At 42.0% G+C, this 22,383-nt stretch carries 19 protein-coding genes and 3 pseudogenes; 12 read left to right on the top strand and 10 right to left on the bottom strand.

Going from position 1 to position 22,383, the window contains the following annotated elements; translation table 11 throughout:
- Positions 1-39: 39 nt before the first annotated feature.
- Positions 40-738 carry an ornithine uptake porin CarO gene (gene carO, locus C3420_RS10355; RefSeq protein WP_103800261.1) on the bottom strand — a complete coding sequence of 233 codons (699 nt, stop codon included), beginning with the start codon at positions 736-738 and terminating at the stop codon, positions 40-42.
- Between the two features lie 377 nt (positions 739-1,115).
- Here carO and dapD point away from each other — a divergent pair, with 377 nt between their 5' ends.
- From dapD to C3420_RS10330, 5 genes are all read left to right on the top strand, one after another.
- Entirely contained in the window at positions 1,116-1,937 is an 822-nt protein-coding gene (gene dapD, locus C3420_RS10350) for a 2,3,4,5-tetrahydropyridine-2,6-dicarboxylate N-succinyltransferase (protein ID WP_103800260.1), read from the top strand.
- A gap of 124 nt (positions 1,938-2,061) precedes the next feature.
- The gene (queE, locus tag C3420_RS10345; RefSeq protein ID WP_103800259.1) at positions 2,062-2,772 is read left to right on the top strand and encodes a 7-carboxy-7-deazaguanine synthase QueE; all 711 of its coding nucleotides are present in this window, start codon (positions 2,062-2,064) and stop codon (positions 2,770-2,772) included.
- Between the two features lie 30 nt (positions 2,773-2,802).
- The gene (queC, locus tag C3420_RS10340; protein ID WP_004815160.1) at positions 2,803-3,471 is read left to right on the top strand and encodes a 7-cyano-7-deazaguanine synthase QueC; all 669 of its coding nucleotides are present in this window, start codon (positions 2,803-2,805) and stop codon (positions 3,469-3,471) included.
- Between the two features lie 16 nt (positions 3,472-3,487).
- A complete protein-coding gene (locus C3420_RS10335) occupies positions 3,488-3,895 on the top strand; it encodes a hypothetical protein (RefSeq protein WP_004815159.1) in 408 nt (135 codons plus the stop codon).
- An 82-nt stretch (positions 3,896-3,977) separates the two neighbouring features.
- The gene (locus C3420_RS10330; RefSeq protein WP_103800258.1) at positions 3,978-4,436 is read left to right on the top strand and encodes a peroxiredoxin; all 459 of its coding nucleotides are present in this window, start codon (positions 3,978-3,980) and stop codon (positions 4,434-4,436) included.
- A 253-nt stretch (positions 4,437-4,689) separates the two neighbouring features.
- On the opposite strand, the gene C3420_RS17625 is transcribed toward C3420_RS10330, so the two are convergent.
- The 3 genes from C3420_RS17625 to C3420_RS10315 form a co-directional block, all read right to left on the bottom strand.
- Positions 4,690-4,944 carry a hypothetical protein gene (locus tag C3420_RS17625; RefSeq protein ID WP_228152964.1) on the bottom strand — a complete coding sequence of 85 codons (255 nt, stop codon included), beginning with the start codon at positions 4,942-4,944 and terminating at the stop codon, positions 4,690-4,692.
- A gap of 110 nt (positions 4,945-5,054) precedes the next feature.
- Positions 5,055-5,615 carry a YceI family protein gene (locus C3420_RS10320; RefSeq protein WP_103800256.1) on the bottom strand — a complete coding sequence of 187 codons (561 nt, stop codon included), beginning with the start codon at positions 5,613-5,615 and terminating at the stop codon, positions 5,055-5,057.
- 47 nt (positions 5,616-5,662) lie between these two features.
- Positions 5,663-6,232 carry a nicotinate-nicotinamide nucleotide adenylyltransferase gene (locus C3420_RS10315; protein ID WP_005222785.1) on the bottom strand — a complete coding sequence of 190 codons (570 nt, stop codon included), beginning with the start codon at positions 6,230-6,232 and terminating at the stop codon, positions 5,663-5,665.
- Between the two features lie 101 nt (positions 6,233-6,333).
- Here C3420_RS10315 and C3420_RS10310 point away from each other — a divergent pair, with 101 nt between their 5' ends.
- A complete protein-coding gene (locus C3420_RS10310) occupies positions 6,334-7,134 on the top strand; it encodes an enoyl-CoA hydratase (RefSeq protein ID WP_103800255.1) in 801 nt (266 codons plus the stop codon).
- 73 nt (positions 7,135-7,207) lie between these two features.
- A complete protein-coding gene (locus C3420_RS10305; protein WP_103800254.1) occupies positions 7,208-8,002 on the top strand; it encodes a nitroreductase family protein in 795 nt (264 codons plus the stop codon).
- A gap of 273 nt (positions 8,003-8,275) precedes the next feature.
- Here C3420_RS10305 and C3420_RS10300 read toward each other — a convergent pair whose 3' ends face one another.
- The 3 genes and pseudogenes from C3420_RS10300 to C3420_RS10290 form a co-directional block, all read right to left on the bottom strand.
- Complete coding sequence (locus tag C3420_RS10300) at positions 8,276-9,745, bottom strand: carotenoid oxygenase family protein (RefSeq protein ID WP_103800253.1); 1,470 nt, start codon at positions 9,743-9,745, stop codon at positions 8,276-8,278.
- Positions 9,746-9,892: 147 nt separating this feature from the next.
- Positions 9,893-10,210: an NGG1p interacting factor NIF3 gene (locus tag C3420_RS10295; protein ID WP_103800252.1), complete on the bottom strand. Its 318-nt coding sequence runs from the start codon at positions 10,208-10,210 to the stop codon at positions 9,893-9,895.
- Positions 10,211-10,227: 17 nt separating this feature from the next.
- Positions 10,228-11,109, bottom strand: a pseudogene (locus C3420_RS10290) (LysR substrate-binding domain-containing protein).
- A 170-nt stretch (positions 11,110-11,279) separates the two neighbouring features.
- Between C3420_RS10290 and C3420_RS10285 the strand changes: the two are divergent.
- A pseudogene (locus tag C3420_RS10285) lies at positions 11,280-13,020 on the top strand (FAD-dependent monooxygenase).
- Positions 13,021-13,323: 303 nt separating this feature from the next.
- On the opposite strand, the gene C3420_RS17805 reads toward C3420_RS10285, so the two are convergent.
- Both C3420_RS17805 and purL read right to left on the bottom strand, forming a co-directional pair.
- Positions 13,324-13,449 (bottom strand): KGW motif small protein, encoded by a 126-nt coding sequence (locus C3420_RS17805; RefSeq protein ID WP_265733426.1) that lies wholly within the window; start codon positions 13,447-13,449, stop codon positions 13,324-13,326.
- A 789-nt stretch (positions 13,450-14,238) separates the two neighbouring features.
- Complete coding sequence (purL, locus tag C3420_RS10275) at positions 14,239-18,072, bottom strand: phosphoribosylformylglycinamidine synthase (RefSeq protein ID WP_076753872.1); 3,834 nt, start codon at positions 18,070-18,072, stop codon at positions 14,239-14,241.
- A gap of 504 nt (positions 18,073-18,576) precedes the next feature.
- Between purL and C3420_RS10270 the strand changes: the two genes are divergently transcribed.
- The 3 genes from C3420_RS10270 to ruvB all read left to right on the top strand — a co-directional run bounded on the left by C3420_RS10270 (position 18,577) and on the right by ruvB (position 21,891).
- Entirely contained in the window at positions 18,577-19,917 is a 1,341-nt protein-coding gene (locus C3420_RS10270; RefSeq protein WP_076753873.1) for a deoxyguanosinetriphosphate triphosphohydrolase, read from the top strand.
- A gap of 117 nt (positions 19,918-20,034) precedes the next feature.
- Positions 20,035-20,637, top strand: coding sequence for a Holliday junction branch migration protein RuvA (gene ruvA, locus C3420_RS10265; RefSeq protein ID WP_076753875.1), 603 nt, complete (start codon positions 20,035-20,037; stop codon positions 20,635-20,637).
- Between the two features lie 246 nt (positions 20,638-20,883).
- A complete protein-coding gene (ruvB, locus tag C3420_RS10260; RefSeq protein WP_008303702.1) occupies positions 20,884-21,891 on the top strand; it encodes a Holliday junction branch migration DNA helicase RuvB in 1,008 nt (335 codons plus the stop codon).
- Between the two features lie 26 nt (positions 21,892-21,917).
- On the opposite strand, the gene C3420_RS10255 is transcribed toward ruvB, so the two are convergent.
- Entirely contained in the window at positions 21,918-22,274 is a 357-nt protein-coding gene (locus C3420_RS10255) for a hypothetical protein (RefSeq protein WP_228152963.1), read from the bottom strand.
- On the opposite strand from C3420_RS10255, the pseudogene C3420_RS10250 reads away from it, so the two are divergent.
- A pseudogene (locus C3420_RS10250) lies at positions 22,275-22,383 on the top strand (IS5/IS1182 family transposase); the annotation flags it as partial. It lies immediately after the preceding gene.

Below are 22,383 nucleotides of genomic sequence, written 5' to 3'. Positions count from 1 at the left end.
AAAACGAGCCAAAGCTCGTTTTTTTATTAAATCGAATAATTAGAAACGGAAGCTTACACCTAGCTTAGCCACTGGAAGCCATTCATATTTATCATCATTACGTACTTCATTGATATGATCAGCAACTAACTGAGCATCTTCCGGTGCTCCACCTGTAGTGCGTACATTGGTAACATTAGGATTACCAGTATAATAAGCACCTACTTCACCAAATACACCCCAACGGTTGGTAATTGCTGGTGAAAAGCCGATACCGAGATAAGGCGCAATTTCGTTACTGTAATCTAAATCATAACCTAGGCTGGTTAAACTAGTTTCATTACCATCTATTTCAATAGTACCGCCATCATTACGCGCAAGTAAACCATATTGCTGATCAATATAACCTACACCAGCTGCAACATAGAACCAGTTCGCCCAAGGACGGATTTCAGCATTTAAATAAACCAGATTGTTGTCCATATCGACATCGTAGTTGACATCATCTACTTCAATATCATCTGACCAAGAGATATCACCGCCGTTATAACCTAAGGTTACACCTACATATGGGTTAGCGCTCCAAGAGATTGCACCACCGTAACCAGTAGTACCGACTTCAGCACGAACAGCAGCAGGTTTGAAGAAAGAGAATTCAGCAACGCCTTCGTCGGTTACAATGACTTCATCAGCTGCCATGACAGAAGTGGTTGCTGCAGCAAGTACAGACAGCGCAAAATATTTAGCAAAAGTTTTCATCTATGTCTCCTCAAAAAAATTATTTTTAACGTTTTTACTCTTCGTTATGCCTGCATCTTAATTCACAATATGATCACTCTTTATTCAAGTTTTGCTGAGTTTATGTAAACTTTTGATACATTTGATGCCTTTTATATGATTTTCATGAGGTTTTTTGCACAGTCACCTTAATTGGATGCTTTTACTAGAAATTTTCTATTTATTGATTAAATCATGAGCTATATAAATATAATATTCATTAATCTTTTAATGAAACTTGACACATCCATTTTCTCCATAATTCGGAAGAATTAATTTTGATATAAGTCGTGTTTTCCATCTAATCTTTGCTCAATATAGTGTAAAATCTTGGAAATTTTTTTTCTGGAAGGAAGATCATGTCTCAGCTTTCAACAATCATTGAACAAGCGTTTGAAGACCGTGCGAATTTCACAGCAGCGGATTGTGCTGCTGAAGTTCGTCAAGCAGTTGAGGAAGTAATTGCTGGCCTGGACAATGGCTCTTTACGTGTAGCTGAAAAAATCGATGGTGAATGGGTTGTTCATCAATGGATTAAGAAAGCTGTATTGTTGTCTTTCAAACTGAATGACAACAAACCAATGGAAGCATGTGATCTTCGCTTCTATGACAAAGTAGATACTAAGTTTGGTGACTGGACTGAAGAACAGTTCAAAGCTGCTGGTGTACGTGTAGTACCACCTGCTGTAGCACGTAAAGGTTCTTACCAGGCGAAAAATGTGGTATTGATGCCTTCTTATGTGAACATCGGTGCGTATGTTGATGAAGGTACGATGGTTGATACATGGGCAACTGTAGGTTCATGTGCGCAAATCGGTAAAAATGTTCACCTGTCAGGTGGTGTAGGGATTGGTGGTGTTCTTGAGCCACTTCAAGCAAACCCAACCATTATCGAAGACAACTGCTTTATCGGTGCACGTTCTGAAATCGTAGAAGGCGTAATCGTAGAAGAAGGCTCTGTGATTTCTATGGGCGTATTTATTGGTCAATCCACCAAGATTTATGACCGTGAAACTGGCGAAATCCACTACGGCCGTGTACCTGCTGGTTCAGTCGTTGTATCTGGCAGCCTTCCTTCTAAATGCGGTAAATACAGCCTGTACGCTGCTGTGATCGTGAAAAAAGTTGACGCAAAAACACGTGCGAAAACTAGCCTGAACGATCTGTTGCGTGAAGACTAAGTCTTAACTTTTTAGGAACTTAATGTTCCTCAGAGCTTTAGTCGCTCTTCGTCTCTACGGTCAGTAATGATCGTAGGGATTTTTATTTTTATACATTGTTCTTTCTTCTCTGGTTAATTTTGTTATGAGTACGCTTCGATCTTCTGCTATCCCTGTTTCTGATCCGTCTGCGGGTTTACGCATCACGGAGATCTTTTATTCATTACAAGGTGAAGCCAATACAGCAGGTCTGCCAACAGTCTTTATCCGTTTGACGGGTTGTCCACTGCGTTGTACCTATTGCGATACCACCTATTCTTTCGAAGGTGGTGAGCGTAAATCTTTAGAAGAAATCATTCAAACCACACTCGATTTTAAGACACCTTATATCTGCGTGACTGGTGGTGAACCACTGGCACAGCCGAATGCCTTGCCGTTAATGCAGCGCCTGGCCGATGCCGGCTGTGAAGTCTCCTTGGAAACCAGCGGTGCGCTGGATGTGTCTAAGGTAGATCCTCGTGTATCAAAAGTATTAGACTTGAAAACGCCAACTTCGGGTGAAGTTGCACGAAATTTGCTTTCCAATCTCGACCATTTAACCCAGCACGATCAGATCAAGTTCGTAATCTGTAATCGTGAAGATTATGAATGGTCCAAACAGCAGGTTAAACAATATCAGCTTAATGAAAAAGTCGGTACGGTCTGGTTCTCGCCTGCTTTTGAAGTGGAAAAAGGTACAGCGCGTATGCCACAGCTGGCACGTGATCTGGCCCAATGGATTTTAGAAGACCATCTCCCTGTTCGCTTCCAGCTACAGTTACATAAGCTGTTATGGAATGACGAAACTGGTCGTTAATTATTTATCAAATATTTTGGAGATTTAGCTATGCGCCCTCGTGCCATTGTATTGTTATCTGGCGGATTAGACTCAACCACGTGTTTAGCCTGGGCGCAGGCACGCTACGAATGTATTGCTTTAAGTTTTATGTATGGCCAGCGTTCGACCACTGAACTTGATGCAGCAAGAGCTTTGACTGGTCGTGCAGGTGTAGAACATCGTGTCATCAATATTGACTTAGGTAACCTCGGTGGCTCTGCCCTGACTGATCACAGTATTGATGTGCCAGACCAACTTCAGGAAGGTATTCCTGTGACGTATGTCCCAGCACGCAATACAATTTTCTTGTCTTATGCACTGGCTGCAGCTGAAGTTTTTGGTGCAGAAGCAATTGTGATCGGAATTAATGCCGTCGATTATTCCGGTTACCCTGACTGTCGTCCTGAATTTATTGAAGCCTTTGCCAATATGGCACGCCTTGCGACCAAGGTCGGTGTAGAGGGTCAGGCGCTCAAATTTGAAACACCTCTGTTACATTTATCCAAAGCAAATATCATTCGCTTAGGCCTTGATCATGGCGTAGACTATAGCCAAACGGTATCTTGCTACCAGGCAGATGACCAAGGACGTGCTTGTGGTACATGTGACAGTTGCCGTCTGCGTAAACAAGGTTTTGCAGATGCAGGTGTTGAAGATCCGACACGTTATATACCGTAATAACAAGGTAAAGTTTATGAAAAATTTTAAGTCAAATATTGTTCTTTCAGCTTTAGTTTCAGCCGCTGCACTGTTTGCAACTACTGCTCAAGCAGATGACAGCAAACTGCAAAATGCTTACAAAAGTACCAATATTAAAGCTGCTTTGATCAATGTTTGTAAAGAAGAAACTGGCAAAGGCAAACAGCTGACCAGTTCTGAAGTGAGCAAATATTGTACTTGTGCTGTTGAAGCAGATGGTAAATTAACCAATGCACAGAAATGGGAAATTCAAAGCACGATTAACCAGAAGAAAAGTCCAGCAACTTTAGCTTTTGTACAAAAGCAAAATAAAGATTTGCAAGCATGTTTTGGCCCACAGTTAACCGGTAAGTTAAAAACCTTAACTGAACAGGCCCAAAAAGCTGCTGCTGCCAAAAAATAATTTCTGATTATTCTTTGCATAAATAAGCCACTATAATGTGGCTTATTTTTTTGTGAAAATTACAACAGCAATGGAGTTTTTTATGTCTGAGATCGGCTTGCTTGACCATTTTTTCCCTACTACGACTGGTGAAATCAACTTGGCTCAATTAGATGCAGCGTGGTTAATCATCTATTTTTATCCAAAAGACTCCACCCCAGGTTGTACTACACAAGCTGTTGGTTTTTCCTGTTTAAAAGACCAGTTTGATGCACTAAATACAACAATTCTGGGAGTATCACGCGATTCAGTTAAAGCTCACCAAAACTTTACGGAAAAGCAGAACCTTAGCATCAACCTGATCAGTGATAAAGAAGAACTACTCTGCAATCATTTTGACGTGATTAAAGAAAAGAACATGTATGGCAAAAAAGTTATGGGCATTGAGCGTTCTACTTTCATTTTCCATAATGGCAAACTGGTGAAGGAATACCGTAAAGTAAAAGCAGCGGGGCATGCTGAACAGGTTTTAGAAGATTTAAAAGCACTCCAAGCAGCTTAAAATCTATTTAAAATAAAAAATGAGTCCCAATTAGACTCATTTTTTATCACTCACACAAAGATCAGGCATACTGCAATTCCCCACATTACCATCGCAATCAGTACATCAAGATATCAGTTCACAGCAACAAGCCATGAAAGGCTATCAGGCTCAACTGATTGGTGCTATGCGTTATTGGTAGTGACACCTGCATTTTTTCAGCGATGGTTTAGTCAAGGCATCCATCGCGAGTCTCTACGTAAGGCGCCTGCAATTATTTATAATGATCAGGATCACATGCATGGTGAAGCTTGACTGACTCATCACGGTCTTTCTCAACAAAGCTATCCTTCTTACTATATTCCTTCTTCGACTGCTTTTGCAGAAGCAGTCTTTGCCGGACTGAGTTATGGTCTGGTGCCGGACTATCAGATTGCAGATCGGTTTCAACAAAACGCTTTGCTAGAAATCCTTCCGGAATGCAGAACAGATTTAAAACTGTATTGGCATCACTGGAAACAGCAGTCACCAGCTTTACAACAACTCACCCAAACTATTCTAGAACAGGCAGAGCAACATTTAAATTATCCCATTCCAATTTAGACTGCTCTGCCACATTCAAAGAAATGAACAGCTAAATTATGAGGCTTTCCACTGCCCGATCAGATGAATATTGACCTTTTCACCTACACCAGCTGTGGCTTTTTTCATACCAAAATCTGAACGGTTGATCACTGTTTTCGAACTAACATCAAGTAAATTCGGGTTGGTTTTATTTGGTGTTAGCGTGGTATCAAAAACCACTGGACGCGTCACACCCCGTAAAGTCAAATTACCCAATACCTGATAGCGATTCGTACCATTTGGTTTAAACTGGGTACTTTTAAAACTCACAGTTTTATAACGTGAAGCATCAAACAGATCCTCACCCATAATCATATTTTTTAGACTTGGCTTGGACAGCTGCAAGCTATCCACCTGCATGGTAAATTCAGTTGAAGCCTGTTGTGGTTTTTGAGGATCAAACTGCATCGAGGCCTGGAATTGCTGAAAACTTCCCTTTACGACAGTCAAACCCAATGAATTAATACTAAAACCCACACTACTTTTAGGCGTCAAGCTCCAGCTGGCGTAGGCTGCTGATATACTTACTACTGCAAGGCATCCTGCATAGGCTATATTTTTTATGATAAGATTCATTGTGTTGCTTCCTAACAATCAAATGAACTCCTCACCTTAAAACAGTTTTAGCTCAGATTCGTTTTATCATTCGTTTTAAACTTGTGTGCCAATTGTTGATAAGTCTCAGTATTTTTAAACTTATGTAAAAACTCGCTGGTTCCTAAAGGAAATGCTGATTCCATAATGTCACCACGATAATAGGCTTCCCGTAATGGTGTTGCTGAAATGGCACCAACTAGACTGTCTAGTTCCACCATTTCCCATTCTGGGAACAGCCTTAAATAATAAGAGGACTCATCTTTAAAATGTCCAATCAGACCAACTTTGGCATTTAGCTCTGCCACTCCGGCAACCAGTAATTTTACCAGTTTTTGCCATTTTTCATCATTATAGACATCAATGACATGTACGAATTTAATACGCTTTTGATCTGCTTCGGAAAAATTCGACAGGATCATTTCTTCACGTTCAGAGGCTAGAAATGGGTTTTTAATATTACGTTCCTGCTGCGCTGATCCTAAAGCCAGAATCACCTGCTGGCTTTGCTGCAAAGCAATTTTAATGGTTTGCATATGTGCCAGATGAAAAGGCTGGAAGCGACCAATAAAAACCAGATAATCAAATTTATATTTCATAGCACATCTTACTTTTATGAACGCATCAGTTATGTCGTAAGGAAATTTTTACGACATAATAAGCGCCAATAAATTCATATTAATAAAGCAAGGATAGTACGATGACACTGAGCTGTATTCAACAACCGCATCAGCATTTAAATGCGAATTTAGACAATGGCATACTGACCTTAGCCATTCACCGTCCTGAAGCGAAAAATGCGCTCTATGGCGAGCTTTACTTATGGATTGCTCAGGCTCTGGATGAAGCGGATCAGGATAGTAGCGTGCGTGTGGTGATTTTGCGTGGTCAGGATGCGGACTTTAGTGCCGGCAATGACATGCAGGACTTTATGAAGTTCATCCAGACGCCTTTACAGGGTAAAGCCGGTGATACACCGCCATTTGTCCTGCTCAAGTCTGCTGCAAAATTCTCCAAGCCTTTGATCGCTGCAGTGCGTGGTGTTGCCATTGGCATCGGGGTAACGATTCTCCTGCACGCCGATCTGGTGTATAGCGACAATACGGCCCTGTTCCAGATTCCATTTGTCAGCCTTGGCCTGTCTCCTGAAGGTGCATCAAGCAAACTGCTGGTACAACAGGCTGGCTATCACAAAGCTGCTGAACTGCTCCTGACAGCTCAAAGATTTAATAGTGAAAAAGCCTTAAGTGCAGGTTTGATCAATAGCATCGAAGAAGATGTGTATGCAGCTGCACAAAAACAGGCTCAAACTCTTGCCGCTTTACCCTTGGCTTCTATTAAGCAGACCAAAGCACTAATGAAGCATAATCTGGCTGAAATTATTGAATGCATTGATGATGAGGCAGAAATCTTTATGAAGCGTGTAGGCTCACCTGAAATGATGGAAGCAGTTCAGGCCTTTATACAAAAACGGAAACCTGATTTCACACAATTCAACTAATTCTGAAACTTATCTTTTAATTGAGGCAGTTTAGACTGCCTCAATCTTTTATATTTTTGAAAGAATCCAGCTTATGACAAATGAAAACTCCCAAACGACTTCTCAAACAACTGATAGTTCAAATCCTGACAAGACGCGTTATTACGAGCCGGCACCACAGGATATTGATGTAGAGAATTTTCGCAAGGTCATTGAAAGCCGCCGTTCAGTGCGTAAATTTACCAAAAAACCAATCCCTGCTGAGGTACTGGATGCCTGTCTGGATCTGGCATTACTGGCACCAAATTCATCAAATCTGCAGCCATGGACATTTTATGTTGTGCAGAACCCATCCAAGAAAAAGCATCTGGTGAAAGCCTGCATGAACCAACTGGCCGCTAAAACGGCTTCTGAACTGATTGTTTGTATTGCACGTACTGACCGCATTGATGAAATGGCGAAACTGAATATTAGTGAGTTTCCATTTCCTGAGGCGCCTCCAGCAATCAAAAAGTACTATAAGTACATTCCCTATAACTACAAGACAGGTTATCTGAATGCCTTTGGTAACTTTAAGAAAGTCGCTTTCAAAGTAGCCCGTACTCTGGATAAGCAGATGCCGGTTTCTGCTTTCAGCCCCGCTGATGCAAAACTATGGGCGACTAAAACCACGGCGCTGGCTTGTGAAAATTTGGTTTTAGCTTTACGCGCTTATGGTTTTGATAGCTGTATGATGGAAGGCTTCGATGAGCCCATGGTTCGTGAAATTCTGGAATTAAATGACGAGCAGTATCCGGTCATGGTGATTGGTGCAGGTGAACGTGCTAAAGATGGGGTATTCTTCCCGCAGTACCGTTTTGATCGTGAGTTGTTTATTCAGAAGATTTAAGTACGTTTATTGAATGAATATCACGGCCTCGACTGTTCTCTTAAATCAACTGATATACGCGTAGGCATTTTCGTTACTTTGACAGGCCAAAGTAACCAAAGCCATTGCCAGACAGAAGGTTCATCCTTGAACCTTCTGTCTAGCGGGTGACAACATCCATGTCACCTCAATGTAAATTCACTACTATTTTGAAAAGAAATAATATTTGATACGCGGATGGCGAAAAGGAAGAAATCTATTTAGAGCAAATACAAGTCGATGCTAAATCATTTTTTAAGAATAGTTCGCTCTTAATTTCCGATAATCAATCCAATTACAATGAAATCCAACCGGTACCCGAACTGGTAAATGAATCGTTGCAATGGGTCCTTCTGTAATATGCTGGGCATCCAGAATTACAACTTTCGAGGGGCTACAATCTAAAGCATGGATATAAGACATTAGCCAGCCATCATTTTCAGCCTGAGCATTTTCCCGTGCGACAAAGACTGCCTCACCAGTAATCCAGTTTTCTCCAAAGGAGTAACTTTCTGTGGTTCTGGTTCTTAAATTAAAACACCTCACCGTATTGCTGCTGACATGGGAAGGATCGTCAAATTCACCAAAAGAAATACTATAGATATAACGATACTGTCGCCCAATAAATGCTTCATTAATCCGTGGAAATTCCTGCTTGATATTTGATAATACGGTACGTGTCACTTTTCCCGTTCCTTGTTCAAAAATAAAGCGCTCTAGTCGTATATCCTGATCTTCGATCGGTCCCTGAATCGAGCGGATCAATGCTTTGGAGTGCACTACTGCATCCATCACTATATCGCCAGTATTCAGATCATAGGCATTCACGGTATGAAAAATAAAACAGGGATCAATCTCATACCAGCACATGTCAGTGACTTTGCCACCAAAAGGTAATACACCTATACGTGCCTGCCGTTTTGGATTCCATTGATAAGGCAGCATTGAACCTTTTAAAGCACTGCGAACCGAGAAATTTACATTCAGATCCAGAATCAGTACCTGAGATTTAGTAATGGCACAATCATGGATCATTGGTCCATGTTTCACTGGAATCTCGACCTGGTGTTTCAATTTACCATGCGAATCTATATGCAGATAAAAAACTTTATTTTGGCTCAAGGCATCATAGCAAACTGCATGAATATCTCCTGTTTCTGGATCAACATGCGGATGAGCTGTGAATGGTAAATCCTCTTCATTTTTAAAAAGATGATGTCGTTCGGATTCCAGCTTACTATTGACTTCAACTGGATAAGCACCCGCTTCAACTAAAGCCCAGATTTTTCCAGCAAAGTTAATGACATTGGTATTCACGGCATCAGCAACACCTCGCGTTTTGCCTGGAATCAGTGGTCGGTGAAGTTTCTTCTGCACGCTGGCAACTCCGACGTAACTGCTTTTATACCAATGTGCCCTACCGCCTTTCAGTCTCAAGGCATGAATCATGCCATCGCCAGTGAACCAATGATAATTTCTGGGATTTTTGACCAGAATTGGATTTGGGCCAATCCGCATTAGTGCACCATCGAGTTCTGCCGGAATCTGTCCTTCTACCATGAGTTGAGTAGAGAAATGCTCCTGCCGTTGCGGGGCAAATATACCATCCAGATAAGGATTATCATTGGAATAGGGAATACGACTATGCAGAATTTCTGCACTGTATTGAATGGATTTACTAAGCGTATTTTTGAGCATTCTGCTCAGCGGTTTTGGCCACTGCATTGTTATTTTCCTTATTGTATTTTTTATCTGGAGTGCTATGGCAAATTTTATAATAACAAAACCAGTTTGACTGTTTTTCAAATGTAGACTGACGGCGCGCCAGGATGAACACGCCGTAATGAATATGATATGAATAATACTTTGAGTTTAGACTTTGATATCCAGCAGCTGGATAAACTCAAAAGCCGGCTCTTCATAAGGATGGCTTTCTTTTAAGGCTTTAGCGACTTCAACTGCCTTTTCATCTGGCACCAGAATTTCTACCCGCCATTCCTCTACCTGTTCCATTTTACCGACTTCACCAATATGAGGATCTGCACCTTCTTGCGGCTTAAACTGTCCGGTTCCTAAAACCTGCCAAGCGCAATTGGTATATTCCCCAATGCCACCGCCTCCTGCTGCAAAGACTGCATTTTTAGTGTCTTCCAGATTTTCGTCCGGTACGTAATAAATCAGCTTTAACATATATTCTTTCCTGAAATTCAGATATTTATTGTATTTTTAAGGGCTTGGGTAATTATCTTCAATGCAGGATTTTGAGAATTCTTGTTAAATGTTGCATACAAGCCTAGTTTTGGGAGCACCTGATCCGTCTGGATGATTTTCACATGATCATTCAAAAATCTCAGTAAATACTCAGGAGCAAAACTAAAACCCATCCCCATATTGGTCAGATTAATGTGTTGCAACACATTGGTCACCCACAGTAGCTGTTCATGTTCGAGCTGATCAATACCAAGCAGCTGATCCAGCTTTTCATAAAACACGGGTGAAGCATTCTGCTCACACATAATTATATTGTGATTTTTCAGTTCCTGTAATTTCAGGATTCGATCTGTAGGATGCAAATGCTGAGCAGCTAGCAAGTAAATCTGTTCGGTCAATAAATGAATATTGTCAAAATCTGGATGATCCAGATGAAAACGGGTAATACATAAATCCAGTTCAGCATTTTTTAGCCGCTGAATCTGCTCCATACAGGTCAGGCTATGTAAGTGAATTTTTAAGTCAGGCATGATTTTTTTAAGCTGCGCCAGAATCTGAGGCATCACCTTGATTTCTGCAACATTCAGAAAGCTAATATGAATCTGATTATTTTTCTGCTGTGCGACCTGGCGTGCTGCTGCCACTGCCAGCTTGGCATTTTCTAGTGCTTTTTCCGCGTAGATCTGAAAAGCCCGCCCTTCATCGGTAAGTTTGACTTTTCTGGATGAACGATCAAACAGGTTCACCCCAACTTCCTATTCCAGATCCTTAATTTACTGGCTTAATGACGGTTGAGCGGTAAACAGCTTTTCGGCAGCCTTGGTAAAACTTTGTTGCTGCGCCACAGTCATAAAATAGCGTAAATGTCGAAGTTCCATAAGCTGCCCGGTTTCTGATCAGGTCAGCATCTTAAGATTATGACCCGCGCATTGCAAATAAGAATAGGTCGATAGTTTATATGAATATCGGTATATGAACAGATCCTGTTTTACTAGACTGCATGACCATATAGATGGCTTGTTCTTCACGCATATATATGGAGTCTTGTATGACACAGCATTATGACACCGATGATTTGATCATTGGTACCGGTCCTGCAGGTTCAACATTGGGTTTGGCTTTGGCCAATTATGGTATCAAGGTACAACTGTTTACCCAGTTTAGCTGGCTGGCCAAGAGTCCACGCGCACATATTACTAACCAACGTGCCATGGAGGTATTACGTGATTTAGGAGTTGAAGAACAGGTCAAAGAAATTGCTACACCTTGGGAACAAATGGGTGAAAGCCTGATTACTACCAGCCTGGTTGGCGAAGAAATTGCCCGCATGAGTGCCTGGGGTACCGGTGATGAACGTCATGGTGACTATATCAAAGGCAGCCCATGCCCACTGGTTGATCTGATTCAGCCAAAAATGGAAGCTTTACTGGTGAAGAATGCTGGTGAACGTGGCGCCATTTATAACTTTAATACTGAATATCTCTCTCATGTACAGGATGGAGATGGCGTCACAGCAACTTTCCTGAACCGGATTACCAATACTGAATTTAGCTTAAGAGCGAAATATCTGGTCGGTATGGATGGTGCCAAGTCACGCGTACTGGAACAACTTGGTTTGCCATTGGAAGGTGTCATGGCCCGTGCCGGTACAGTGTATGTGACCTTTAAGGCTGATTTGACTAAATATGTGCAGCACCGCCCTGCCATCCTGCAATGGATTGTCAATCCGGAAGCGAGTTGGTGATCTTGGTATGGGCTTACTGCGTGCCATTACACCATGGAATGAATGGATTATAGGCTGGGGCTTTTACATTTCCAAAGGTGAGCCACAAGTCACTGAAGAACAGGTTCGGGCACGTCTCAATACATTTGTTGGTGCTGAAGTAGAAGATGTCGAAATTCAAAAACTGTCTTACTGGTATGTGAACCAGACCTGGGCAACCGAATATTCCAAAGGCCGTGTATTCTATGGCGGAGATGCAGTGCATCGTCATCCACCATCCAGTGGTTTAGGTTCAAATACCTGTATGCAGGATGCCTTTAACCTGGGCTGGAAACTGGCTTATGCAGTCAAGGGCTGGGCTGCGCCTTCCTTGCTGGATTCCTATACAATTGAACGTGCACCTGTGGGCAAACAGATCGTGTCGCGTGCGAACCAGTCACGTTTTGACTATAAATACCTGAAAGAAGTCTTTGGTTTTGATCAAGGCGTGACGACACAAAAACAAATGCTGGAACGTATCTTTGCTGAAGATGAGCAAGGTGCTGAAATCCGTCAAAAGCTGTTTAAAGCATTGGCAGTTAAAAACTATGAGTTTAATGCGCAAAGTGTAGAGTTAAATCAGCGCTATACCTCTAATGCAGTCATTAGTGAAGCTGAGCCTGAAAGATTTGAGCGTGATCAGCAGCTTTATCTGCAAGCAACAACACGTCCGGGTGCTAAAGTGCCACATACCTGGCTGGTTAATACCAATGGTCAAAAGCAGTCCACTCTGGATATTACCGGTAAAGGTCGTTTTACCCTGCTGACTGGTTTATCGGGTAAAGGCTGGAAACAGGCGACCGAATCACTGAACTTACCTTATTTGGATGTAATTCAAATCGGTTCACGTGACTACCGCGATGTGTATGGCACCTGGAATGCCAAGTCTGAAATTCATGACTCTGGTGCAATTCTGGTTCGTCCGGATGGTTATGTCGCATGGCGTTATCAGGACAGTACCAATGATCAGTTTGATTTTGTGAATACACTGAAGGCGGTGTTGAAACAGATTCAATTAACTGTTTAGAGATAAAGAGCCACCTTCGGGTGGTTTTTCTTTATTAGTGGTAAAAGAATTATAGTTGTCGATCATTAAGATTATACATCTTTTCCCTAATATCTCATTATTTTAAAAATACCCTACGGCATAGATGCCACTCGTCAACTCGTAGGACATAGATGCCCATCAGGCTAACAAAGGATTTTAGTTACTTTACGGAATATATTTCTCATTCTTCAAAGTAACCAAGACGCTTCATTAAAAGTAATACACACATAAAATCAAAAATGAAAAAAACCACCTCTCGGTGGCTTTTATTAAATCTGATGATCAAGAACCCTGTAGCAAATAACTGCCTAGCAAAAATAGCACCTGTAAACCAACAATAAAACCAAATAACCACCAACCTTTCTGACGTAGTTCCGTTCTATCTATTATTCTGAGTGTTTTAGCCATGTCATCACCTCATACATGAGTGTTGATACTGAAATGATCTATATCATCTTTGCTTTAAAGTGCATATATATTGTGCATAAATTACACAATATCACCTCTATACCTATATAAAAGCAAAATCCAAACCAGTTCAGTGAGAGATTAAAAAATATTTCAAAATACTGAAAAAGCAAAAACCATCAAATGGGTGGCTGAATATCTACATCTTACTGAATAAATTACTATTTTTCCATATGATAAATTTTAGTTATTGTTTTTAAAAACTATTAATTACAATAATCACCTCGCGGCATTATCATCAAAGTACCATCCAATGCTTTAGAAAATTCTAATTTTTCGTGAAAGCGTTGTTTAGTATTGGTTGTGATTGTCCTCATACTTTTCACAACATTCGATGAAACATGATTTTCTAGAGGAAATATATCATATATGTAAGAGATTGCTCGTGCGACTTCAAAATTTAATCTTCTCACATGAATCGTGTCAGTTTTATCTACCATTAATACTGCTTGCGCTGAGCTTTGGCAACTATCCTATTTTTTTGCCGTATCGATTCGATGAAAGTTCACTCCCCACATATCCCACTCACAACCTGCTAAAAACGTGAATATAAACACTGTCATTATTTTTATAATTATTTTATGCATCAAATAAAGCTGTAATAAACTCTACCTCTAAATTCATAATACAATTCAGCTAAATTCAACTGACATATGAAAATTATACAAAACGAGTTTTGGCAAATAAAAAAAGCCACCTTCCGGTGGCTTTCTCAACTCACTGATTTGATTAACCAATAAATTTACGAGCATTACGGAACATACGTAACCAAGCACCATCCTGATCCCAGTCTTCTGGTTTCCAAGAATGCTGGATTGCACGGAAGTTACGCTCAGGGTGTGGCATTAGGATCGTTGCACGACCATCTTTAGAGGTCACACCAGAGATACCTTCAGGCGAACCGTTCGGGTTCAGTGGATATTGCTCAGTTGCATTACCCTGGCTATCTACATAACGCATGATTACCTGGTTATTGGCATTCAACGCAGTAATGCTTTCAGCTGATGCAACCACACGACCTTCACCATGAGCCACAGCGATTGGCAGGATTGAGCCTTCCATACCTTCAAGCAATACAGAATGAGATTTCTCTACACGAACGTTTACGCTACGCGCTTCAAATACTTCTGACTTGTTGCGATGGAAACGAGGCCATGCATCCGCACCTGGAATCAATGGAGCCAATTGAGACAACATCTGACAACCGTTACAAATACCTAAAGAGAAGGTTTCCTGGCGGTTGAAGAATTTCTCAAACTGGTCACGCAGTTGCTGGTTAAACAGTACTGATTTTGCCCAGCCTCCGCCTGCACCCAATACGTCACCATAAGAGAAGCCACCACACGTCACCAGACCTTCGAAATCATCAAGGCTGATACGACCTGCCAGCAGGTCGCTCATGTGTACGTCAACTGTACTAAAACCAACTTTGTCGAACGCAGCTGCCATTTCGACATGACCGTTGACACCTTGCTCACGCAGAATAGCCATGCTTGGACGACGTGAGTTAATGAACGGTGCTTCGATTTGCTCATTCAGGTCGAATGTCGGTTGAGCAATCAAACCTTTGTGCGCTTTGTCTGTAACTAATGCAAATTCCTGATCCGCAGTTTCTACGTTGTCACGTAAACGTTGGATTTGGTGAGAAACTTCAGTCCAAGCTACTTGCAAATTGCTACGTTCAAGCACAAGACCATTTACAGATAATTGGTCTGTATTGTTCACAGTACCAACTACGCTGATAGCATCTTTTAATGTAGATGCTGCAACTTCAGCTTGTAACGCTTCCCAATCTGCTTTCGCGATTTGAAGCACTGCACCAATTTCTTCAGCAAATAGACCTGCAACTGATTGTTCTTCAAGTGCTACGCCTAGACGTGAAGCGAACATCATTTCCGCAACAGTTGCGATTAAGCCACCGTCACCGATGTCATGGTACGCCTTGATTAAGCCACGGTTGTTCCAGTCTTGAACCAGAGCAAAGAATGCTTTGAAGTCATCGAAGCTGTCGACATCTGGAGTCACAGAACCGATGGCTTTATACACCTGAGCCAGGATTGAACCACCTAGACGGAACTGACCTTTAGACAGATCAATACGAACCAGTACAGAATCAATATTTTTCAGTTCAGGTGTCAATGTTTTGCGAACATCTGTCACTGGTGCAAATGCAGTGATCACGCCTGACATTGGAGAAGTCACAGATTTGTCTTCACCTTCGTCATTCCAAGTGGTACGCATAGACAATGAGTCTTTACCGACTGGAATTGCGATACCCAGTGCAGGACACATTTCCATACCGATGGCTTTTACGCCTTCAAACAAGGCTTGGTCTTCGCCTGGTTGACCTGCAGCCGCCATCCAGTTTGCAGACAGTTTGATGTCGCTGATCTGATCAATCTTCGCAGACATGATGTTCGAGATCGATTCAGCAACTGATAAACGTGCAGAAGCCGCTGGGTTTAACAATGCAACTGGTGGACGTTCACCCATTGCCATCGCTTCACCAGTGAAACCTACAAGGCTGGTAGTCGTTACGGCAGCGTCTGCTACAGGAACCTGCCATGGGCCAACCATCTGGTCACGTGCCACCATACCGGTAATCGAGCGGTCACCAATGGTGATCAGGAACGATTTAGATGCCACCGTCGGGTTCTTGATCACGCGATAAATCGCATCTTTAAGATCAGTCACTTTAGACGCATCGAAGTCGTCGCCTTTGCGTTCAGCTGTTTCGTATGAGCGGCTCATACGCGGTGTACCGCCAAGCATTACCTGCATTGGCATATCCACAGGCTTGTTGCCGAACAATGGATCTTCAACAGTTAAATGACGCGCTTCAGTCGCTTCACCCAATACTGCAAACGGACAACGTTCACGTGCACAGATTGATTCAAATAATTCTAATGAAGACGGACGGATCGCAAGCACATAACGTTCTTGTGCTTCGTTTGACCAGATTTCCATTGGAGACATACCTGGCTCAAGCGATGGAATCTTACGCAGATCAAGTACCGCACCAAGCTCGTGATCGTTCACAAGTTCAGGCATTGCATTTGAAATACCACCCGCACCTACATCGTGTACTGAAACGATCGGGTTGTGATCTTCCATGCGCCAGCAAGTATCAATCACTTCCTGACAACGGCGTTCCATTTCCGGGTTTTCACGTTGTACCGAAGCAAAGTCCAGGTTTTCACCAAGTTTACCGCTGTCTACAGAAGACGCTGCACCACCGCCAAGACCAATCAGCATCGCAGGACCACCAAGAACAATCAGAAGATCACCTGGCTGGATTGCATCTTTTTCAACATGGTCTGAACGGATGTTACCGTAGCCACCGGCAATCATGATTGGCTTATGGAAACCTTTGACTTCGCCATTTACATTTTGTTCAAAAGTACGGAAGTAACCATTTAATGCAGGACGACCAAATTCATTGTTGAACGCGGCACCACCCAATGGACCTTCAATCATGATTTGAAGTGGAGATGCCATACGTGATGGTTTGCCGTAGTTTTCTTCCCAAGGCTGTTCAAAGCCAGGAATATTCAGGTTAGATACGGTGAAACCAGTTAAACCAGCTTTTGGCTTACCACCACGACCTGTTGCACCTTCATCACGGATTTCGCCGCCTGAACCTGTCGCTGCACCGGCAAATGGTGCAATCGCGGTTGGGTGGTTGTGGGTTTCCACTTTCATCAGGATGTGAGCAGCCTGACTCTTGTATTTATAAACGTGTTGACCGTTTTCTTCTTGCGTTGGGTAGAAACGCTGAGTATCAAAACCAACAATCACCGATGCGTTGTCTTTATATGCTGACAATACGTCTGTTGGTGATTCTTTATAGGTATTTTTGATCATCTGGAACAATGATAATGGCTGAACTTCACCATCAATGGTCCATTCAGAACCAAAGATTTTATGACGGCAGTGTTCAGAGTTTGCCTGAGCAAACATCATCAGTTCGATGTCATTCGGGTTACGGCCCAGTTTAGTGAACGCTTCTGTCAGGTAATCAATTTCCTGATCAGACAGTGCAAAACCAAACTCGTTATTGGCTTTTACCAGTGCTTCTTTTCCTTGACCCAGAATATCAATCGAGTTCAAAGGTTTTGGCGCAGTTTCGATGAATAGTGCAGCCGCATCTTCAATTGCATTAAATACGCTTTCAGTCATGCGGTCATGCAAGACCTGTAATGCTTCTGTAGAAAGCTCTTTTACACCCTTCAGCGTAAATAAAACACCGCGCTCAAGACGATGAACCGGTGTATTACAATTCTTGAAAATATCTGTCGCTTTCGAGGACCACGGCGAAATCGTGCCGACACGTGGTGTGACTAAAATCTGGATTTCATCATTTGCAGCCTGGTGCAGTTCAAATGATTGACCATCGTTGAGAAGCTGTAAAGCGGATTGCTGTTGTTGCTCGTTGAGCGCTTGGTCAAAAAGATAAACAAATTGACTTTCTAGTGATTGAACAGAACTAATTGACGACAAACGCGAAAGTAGTTGAGTTTTCTTAAAAGAAGAATGTGCAGGTGCACCGGCAACGATAAACATGCTGATTTTGGCTCCACGGGATGGTCTTGTGAACCATGCCACAATGTGACTTGAGAGAGCGCATATTCTACTGTGAAATACTGGAATCAGCTAGTGAGGAATTAATAAATCTGATCGCTAAACTGTCAGGATTTTTAAAATAATACTTTTATTTTCAGTTAAAAAAATTTAATGTAGTCGATTAGATTAACACATTTTCTTGCAGAAAAATCAAAACCGTTAAAGTTTTATTTTTAGTCGCAAAATTGTATTATTTTTCAACAACAAATTTATCTAGAATTAAACCTTCTTATTCGCTTCAGTGTGCCGAATACCTTAAAAAAACTCCCTTTATTTGAAAATAAATATTTCTTTTCGTCTATTGAAGTATCTTAATATTAAAATCATCTTTTAAACACTCTTTACCCTTATCTCACTTTAAGACGGCAACTTATGTCGCAACTCCATATATTTTTAGCTCCATTTTTGGCATTATGCATTAAAGAATTGATTGAATAATGATAAATGACTCAAATGCGTTGGCTGGAATTACTCTCCACTGTCCGTATTGGCAGCAAAAAGCAAAGTTCTGAACTGGCGCGCAGCCCGTTCCATAAAGACTATGATCGTATTATTTTTTCGCAAAGTTTTCGCCAGCTAAATCGTAAAACTCAGGTCCACCCTCTGACCCAGCATGATGGCATTCATACCCGTTTAACCCATTCACTGGAAGTGTCCTGTATTGGGCGTTCCCTAGGTATGCTGGCTGCGGAAAAAATCAAGGATCAGTTACCTCCCTGGATTTCTCCTGCCGATGTCGGCGCCATCATTCAGGCTGCCTGTCTGGCACATGATATTGGTAATCCGCCTTTTGGCCATGCCGGTGAATACGCTATTCGTGAATGGTTTGATGATGCATCTCATACTGATTTCCTGAAAAACTTAAGCCCGGAACAGGAAGCCGATGTTCGTCAGTTTGAGGGTAATGCGCAAGGTCTGCGCCTGCTGACCAAGATTGACTATCATCCTAACGATGGCGGTATGCGTCTGACCTATGCCACTTTAGGTGCTTACTTGAAATATCCATGGCTCTCTCAGACCATCGATCCTACTGGCAATACGCCAGCCAGCCACCGTCCGAAATTTGGTTGTTATCAATCTGAAAAAGAGATTTTAAAAGAAATTGCTGGACAGCTTGGACTGATACAGCTGGGTGAATATCGCTACTGTCGTCATCCCCTAACCTATCTGCTCGAAGCTGCCGATGATATCTGTTATGCCCTGATTGATCTGGAAGATGGCATCAGTCTGAATATGCTCAGCTATGCCGAAGTAGAACCAGTATTTTTAAACTTGTTAGGGGATTATGGAACACCATCCGAGATCGGGATGCCGGATACAACCTGGCAGCAAAAAATTGCTGCCCTGCGTGGCCGGGTAATGAAACGTCTGGTAGCTGAAGTCACGACGTCATTTGCCCATCACCAGCAGGAAATTCTGATGGGCCAGCTAAAAGGCTCATTGCTAGGTTATTGCAGTTCAGACATAGAGATTGGGATTAACCGGGCCAAAGAACTGGCGAGAGACAAAATCTTTGAACATCCGCAAAAAGCCGGTCTGGAAATTATTGCCCATCAGAGTCTGCAAACCATTCTAGATGCCTTTATTCCCTTGACCACACCTCATAAAAATTTGAGCTTCAAGGAACAGCGCCTGATGGCGATTCTGAACCGTTCAGGTGCGCAGTTCCATGCAGATCATTATGACAATATCATGCAGGTACTGGATATTATTTCCAAGTTTTCGGATCATCAGGCTTATAACCTGGCTCAGGAACTGCATGGCAATAAAGCTGGATTAATTTAATAATCTATACGATTTGCTGATAATCTCGACAAATCGCAACTTTTTGATTTGCAGTATTTTGCCTTTAGACCGAATGCTGACTACTATGCCCGTATTGAAATTGAGTATTTATAAAAAATGATTGGATGTCTGATTGGTGAAGTGCTGGCGCTGGAAGCACCGACTGTTTTGTTGAATGTAAATGGTATCGGTTATGAAATTGATACGCCACTGACCACTTTTTGCCAGTTGCAAAAAGGCCAGAAAATTACCCTTTGGACACATTTGGCCGTGCGTGAAGATGCCCAGTTACTTTATGGCTTTATTAATGCACAGGAAAAAACTATTTTCCGCACCTTATTAAAGGTGAACGGCGTTGGCCCTAAAATGGCGCTTGGCATTCTGTCTACCCTGAGTGTAGAAATGCTGATTCATACCGTTGAACATGAAGATGTGAATACACTGGTGAAAGTGCCGGGTGTAGGTAAAAAAACCGCAGAACGCCTGATGATTGAATTGCGTGACCGTTTTAAAGCCATGACTTCAGGTACAGCACCAAGCAACTCTACCACTGAGCAAATTCAATTTACTGGCAATTCTGCAGTGGCAGAAGCGGAAGCTGCATTACAGTCATTGGGTTACAAACCTCTGGAAGCCCAAAAACTGGTTAATGCAGCCAAAGGTGATTTTACTGAAGCCAGTGATATTATCCGTGCGGCATTAAAGTCGATGAATAAATAATAGGAAAATGACTTAATGTTAAATAAGTTTGTTTATTCTCCTATTTTCAATACTTGACTAGCGACATGGATGTCGCCAGTTGAGTTGGGGTACAGGACGTACCCTCAACTCAACAAAAGATTTTTGTTACTTTTGATCTTTCAAAAGTAAAACAACGCCTACACAATGGCAGCTAAACACAAATCATTATTTGAGGCTGTTTCCGCAGCATCAAACAGCTTCAATAAAGAGATTAAGTTATTAGATATGCAAGACCGTCTCATCAGTGGTTCTGAAAAACCCGAAGATCAGTTTGATCGTGCGATTCGCCCAACCTCCCTCGATGACTACATTGGTCAGCCAGTGGTTCGTGAGCAAATGGAAATCTTTATCGGTGCAGCCCGTGGCCGTGAAGAAGCCCTTGATCATACCCTGATCTTTGGTCCTCCCGGTCTGGGCAAGACCACGCTGGCCAATATTATCGCACGTGAAATGGGCGGTAACTTAAAGTCGACTTCTGGTCCAGTTTTAGAGCGTGCGGGTGACTTGGCAGCCATGCTGACCAACTTAGAGGAAGGTGATGTTTTATTTATTGATGAAATTCATCGTCTTTCACCCGTCATTGAAGAAATTCTTTACCCGGCGATGGAAGATTACCAACTCGACATCATGATTGGTGAAGGTCCTGCGGCACGTTCGATTAAACTGGATTTACCGCCATTTACGTTGGTGGCTGCTACCACACGTGCAGGTTTGCTTACCTCTCCGCTGCGTGACCGTTTCGGGATTGTGCAGCGTCTAGAGTTCTATTCAGTTGAAGACTTAACCCATATTGTGAAACGTTCAGCGAGTTTGATGGATGTGCCTATGACCGACGAAGGTGCGCTTGAAGTTGCTCGCCGCTCTCGTGGTACACCACGTATTGCTAATCGTTTATTACGTCGTGTGCGTGACTATGCACAGGTCAAAGGCACAGGCGAAGTGACCCAAGACATGGCACAACGTGCGCTTGATATGCTGAAAGTTGACAAAGATGGTTTAGATACGCTTGACCGTCGTTATTTGTCGATGCTGCTTGAGCGTTTCGATGGTGGTCCTGCAGGTGTTGAAGCTTTAGCTGCAGCCATGGCGGAAGACTCAGGCACGCTTGAAGATGTGATTGAGCCTTATTTGATTCAGCAAGGTTATGTCATGCGAACTGCGCGTGGTCGTATTGCTACCAATATGGCGTATTTGCAGTTTGGGTTAACACCGCCTGAGCCAAAAGATAAGTGATTTAAAAAGCAGCTTAGGCTGCTTTTTTATTTTGCTTTTAATAAAATAAATAATTTTAATTTAATCCCTAACTCAACCGTCCCAACAAAAATTTCATATAATTTTTTATTGGCAATTTTCACATTTTTAGTAGGTGCCGATATATTCAGTATTTCTTTTAAATCATTAAAATTAGATTCATCGCCTTTAAAGTTATCTCGATCTACAACTAAACCTATCATACCTAAAGTAAGTACATATACGAAATTAAAATCCTGATATGTTTCAACAATAATAGAAATCTCTGGGTCTTTAGTTAAAATCTCTAATTCTTTTAACGACTCTAAAAGGGCTTTGTTGCACAAACCTATCTGTAAAGGCTTTTTTAGCGATATAATTTTCAAATGAAGAAGCCTACACACAAAATCTACCGCACAACCAATTGGCCCGCATATAACCGAGCACTCATGAGTCGCGGAAATATTGCCATTTGGTTTGATCCTGCTACGCAAT

Source organism: Acinetobacter sp. ACNIH3 (assembly GCF_002918965.1).
GTDB lineage: Bacteria > Pseudomonadota > Gammaproteobacteria > Pseudomonadales > Moraxellaceae > Acinetobacter > Acinetobacter schindleri.
This window is presented reverse-complemented; position numbering and strand designations above follow the sequence as displayed.

Bases quoted from the DNA above. Each gene is read 5' to 3' on its own strand.
- carO (WP_103800261.1), bottom strand. From the start codon at position 738: ATGAAAACTTTTGCTAAATATTTTGCGCTGTCTGTACTTGCTGCAGCA.
- dapD (WP_103800260.1), top strand. From the start codon at position 1,116: ATGTCTCAGCTTTCAACAATCATTGAACAAGCGTTTGAAGACCGTGCG.
- queE (WP_103800259.1), top strand. From the start codon at position 2,062: ATGAGTACGCTTCGATCTTCTGCTATCCCTGTTTCTGATCCGTCTGCG.
- queC (WP_004815160.1), top strand. From the start codon at position 2,803: ATGCGCCCTCGTGCCATTGTATTGTTATCTGGCGGATTAGACTCAACC.
- C3420_RS10335 (WP_004815159.1), top strand. From the start codon at position 3,488: ATGAAAAATTTTAAGTCAAATATTGTTCTTTCAGCTTTAGTTTCAGCC.
- C3420_RS10330 (WP_103800258.1), top strand. From the start codon at position 3,978: ATGTCTGAGATCGGCTTGCTTGACCATTTTTTCCCTACTACGACTGGT.
- C3420_RS10320 (WP_103800256.1), bottom strand. From the start codon at position 5,615: ATGAATCTTATCATAAAAAATATAGCCTATGCAGGATGCCTTGCAGTA.
- C3420_RS10315 (WP_005222785.1), bottom strand. From the start codon at position 6,232: ATGAAATATAAATTTGATTATCTGGTTTTTATTGGTCGCTTCCAGCCT.
- C3420_RS10310 (WP_103800255.1), top strand. From the start codon at position 6,334: ATGACACTGAGCTGTATTCAACAACCGCATCAGCATTTAAATGCGAAT.
- C3420_RS10305 (WP_103800254.1), top strand. From the start codon at position 7,208: ATGACAAATGAAAACTCCCAAACGACTTCTCAAACAACTGATAGTTCA.
- C3420_RS10300 (WP_103800253.1), bottom strand. From the start codon at position 9,745: ATGCAGTGGCCAAAACCGCTGAGCAGAATGCTCAAAAATACGCTTAGT.
- C3420_RS10295 (WP_103800252.1), bottom strand. From the start codon at position 10,210: ATGTTAAAGCTGATTTATTACGTACCGGACGAAAATCTGGAAGACACT.
- C3420_RS17805 (WP_265733426.1), bottom strand. From the start codon at position 13,449: ATGGCTAAAACACTCAGAATAATAGATAGAACGGAACTACGTCAGAAA.
- purL (WP_076753872.1), bottom strand. From the start codon at position 18,072: ATGTTTATCGTTGCCGGTGCACCTGCACATTCTTCTTTTAAGAAAACT.
- C3420_RS10270 (WP_076753873.1), top strand. From the start codon at position 18,577: ATGACTCAAATGCGTTGGCTGGAATTACTCTCCACTGTCCGTATTGGC.
- ruvA (WP_076753875.1), top strand. From the start codon at position 20,035: ATGATTGGATGTCTGATTGGTGAAGTGCTGGCGCTGGAAGCACCGACT.
- ruvB (WP_008303702.1), top strand. From the start codon at position 20,884: ATGCAAGACCGTCTCATCAGTGGTTCTGAAAAACCCGAAGATCAGTTT.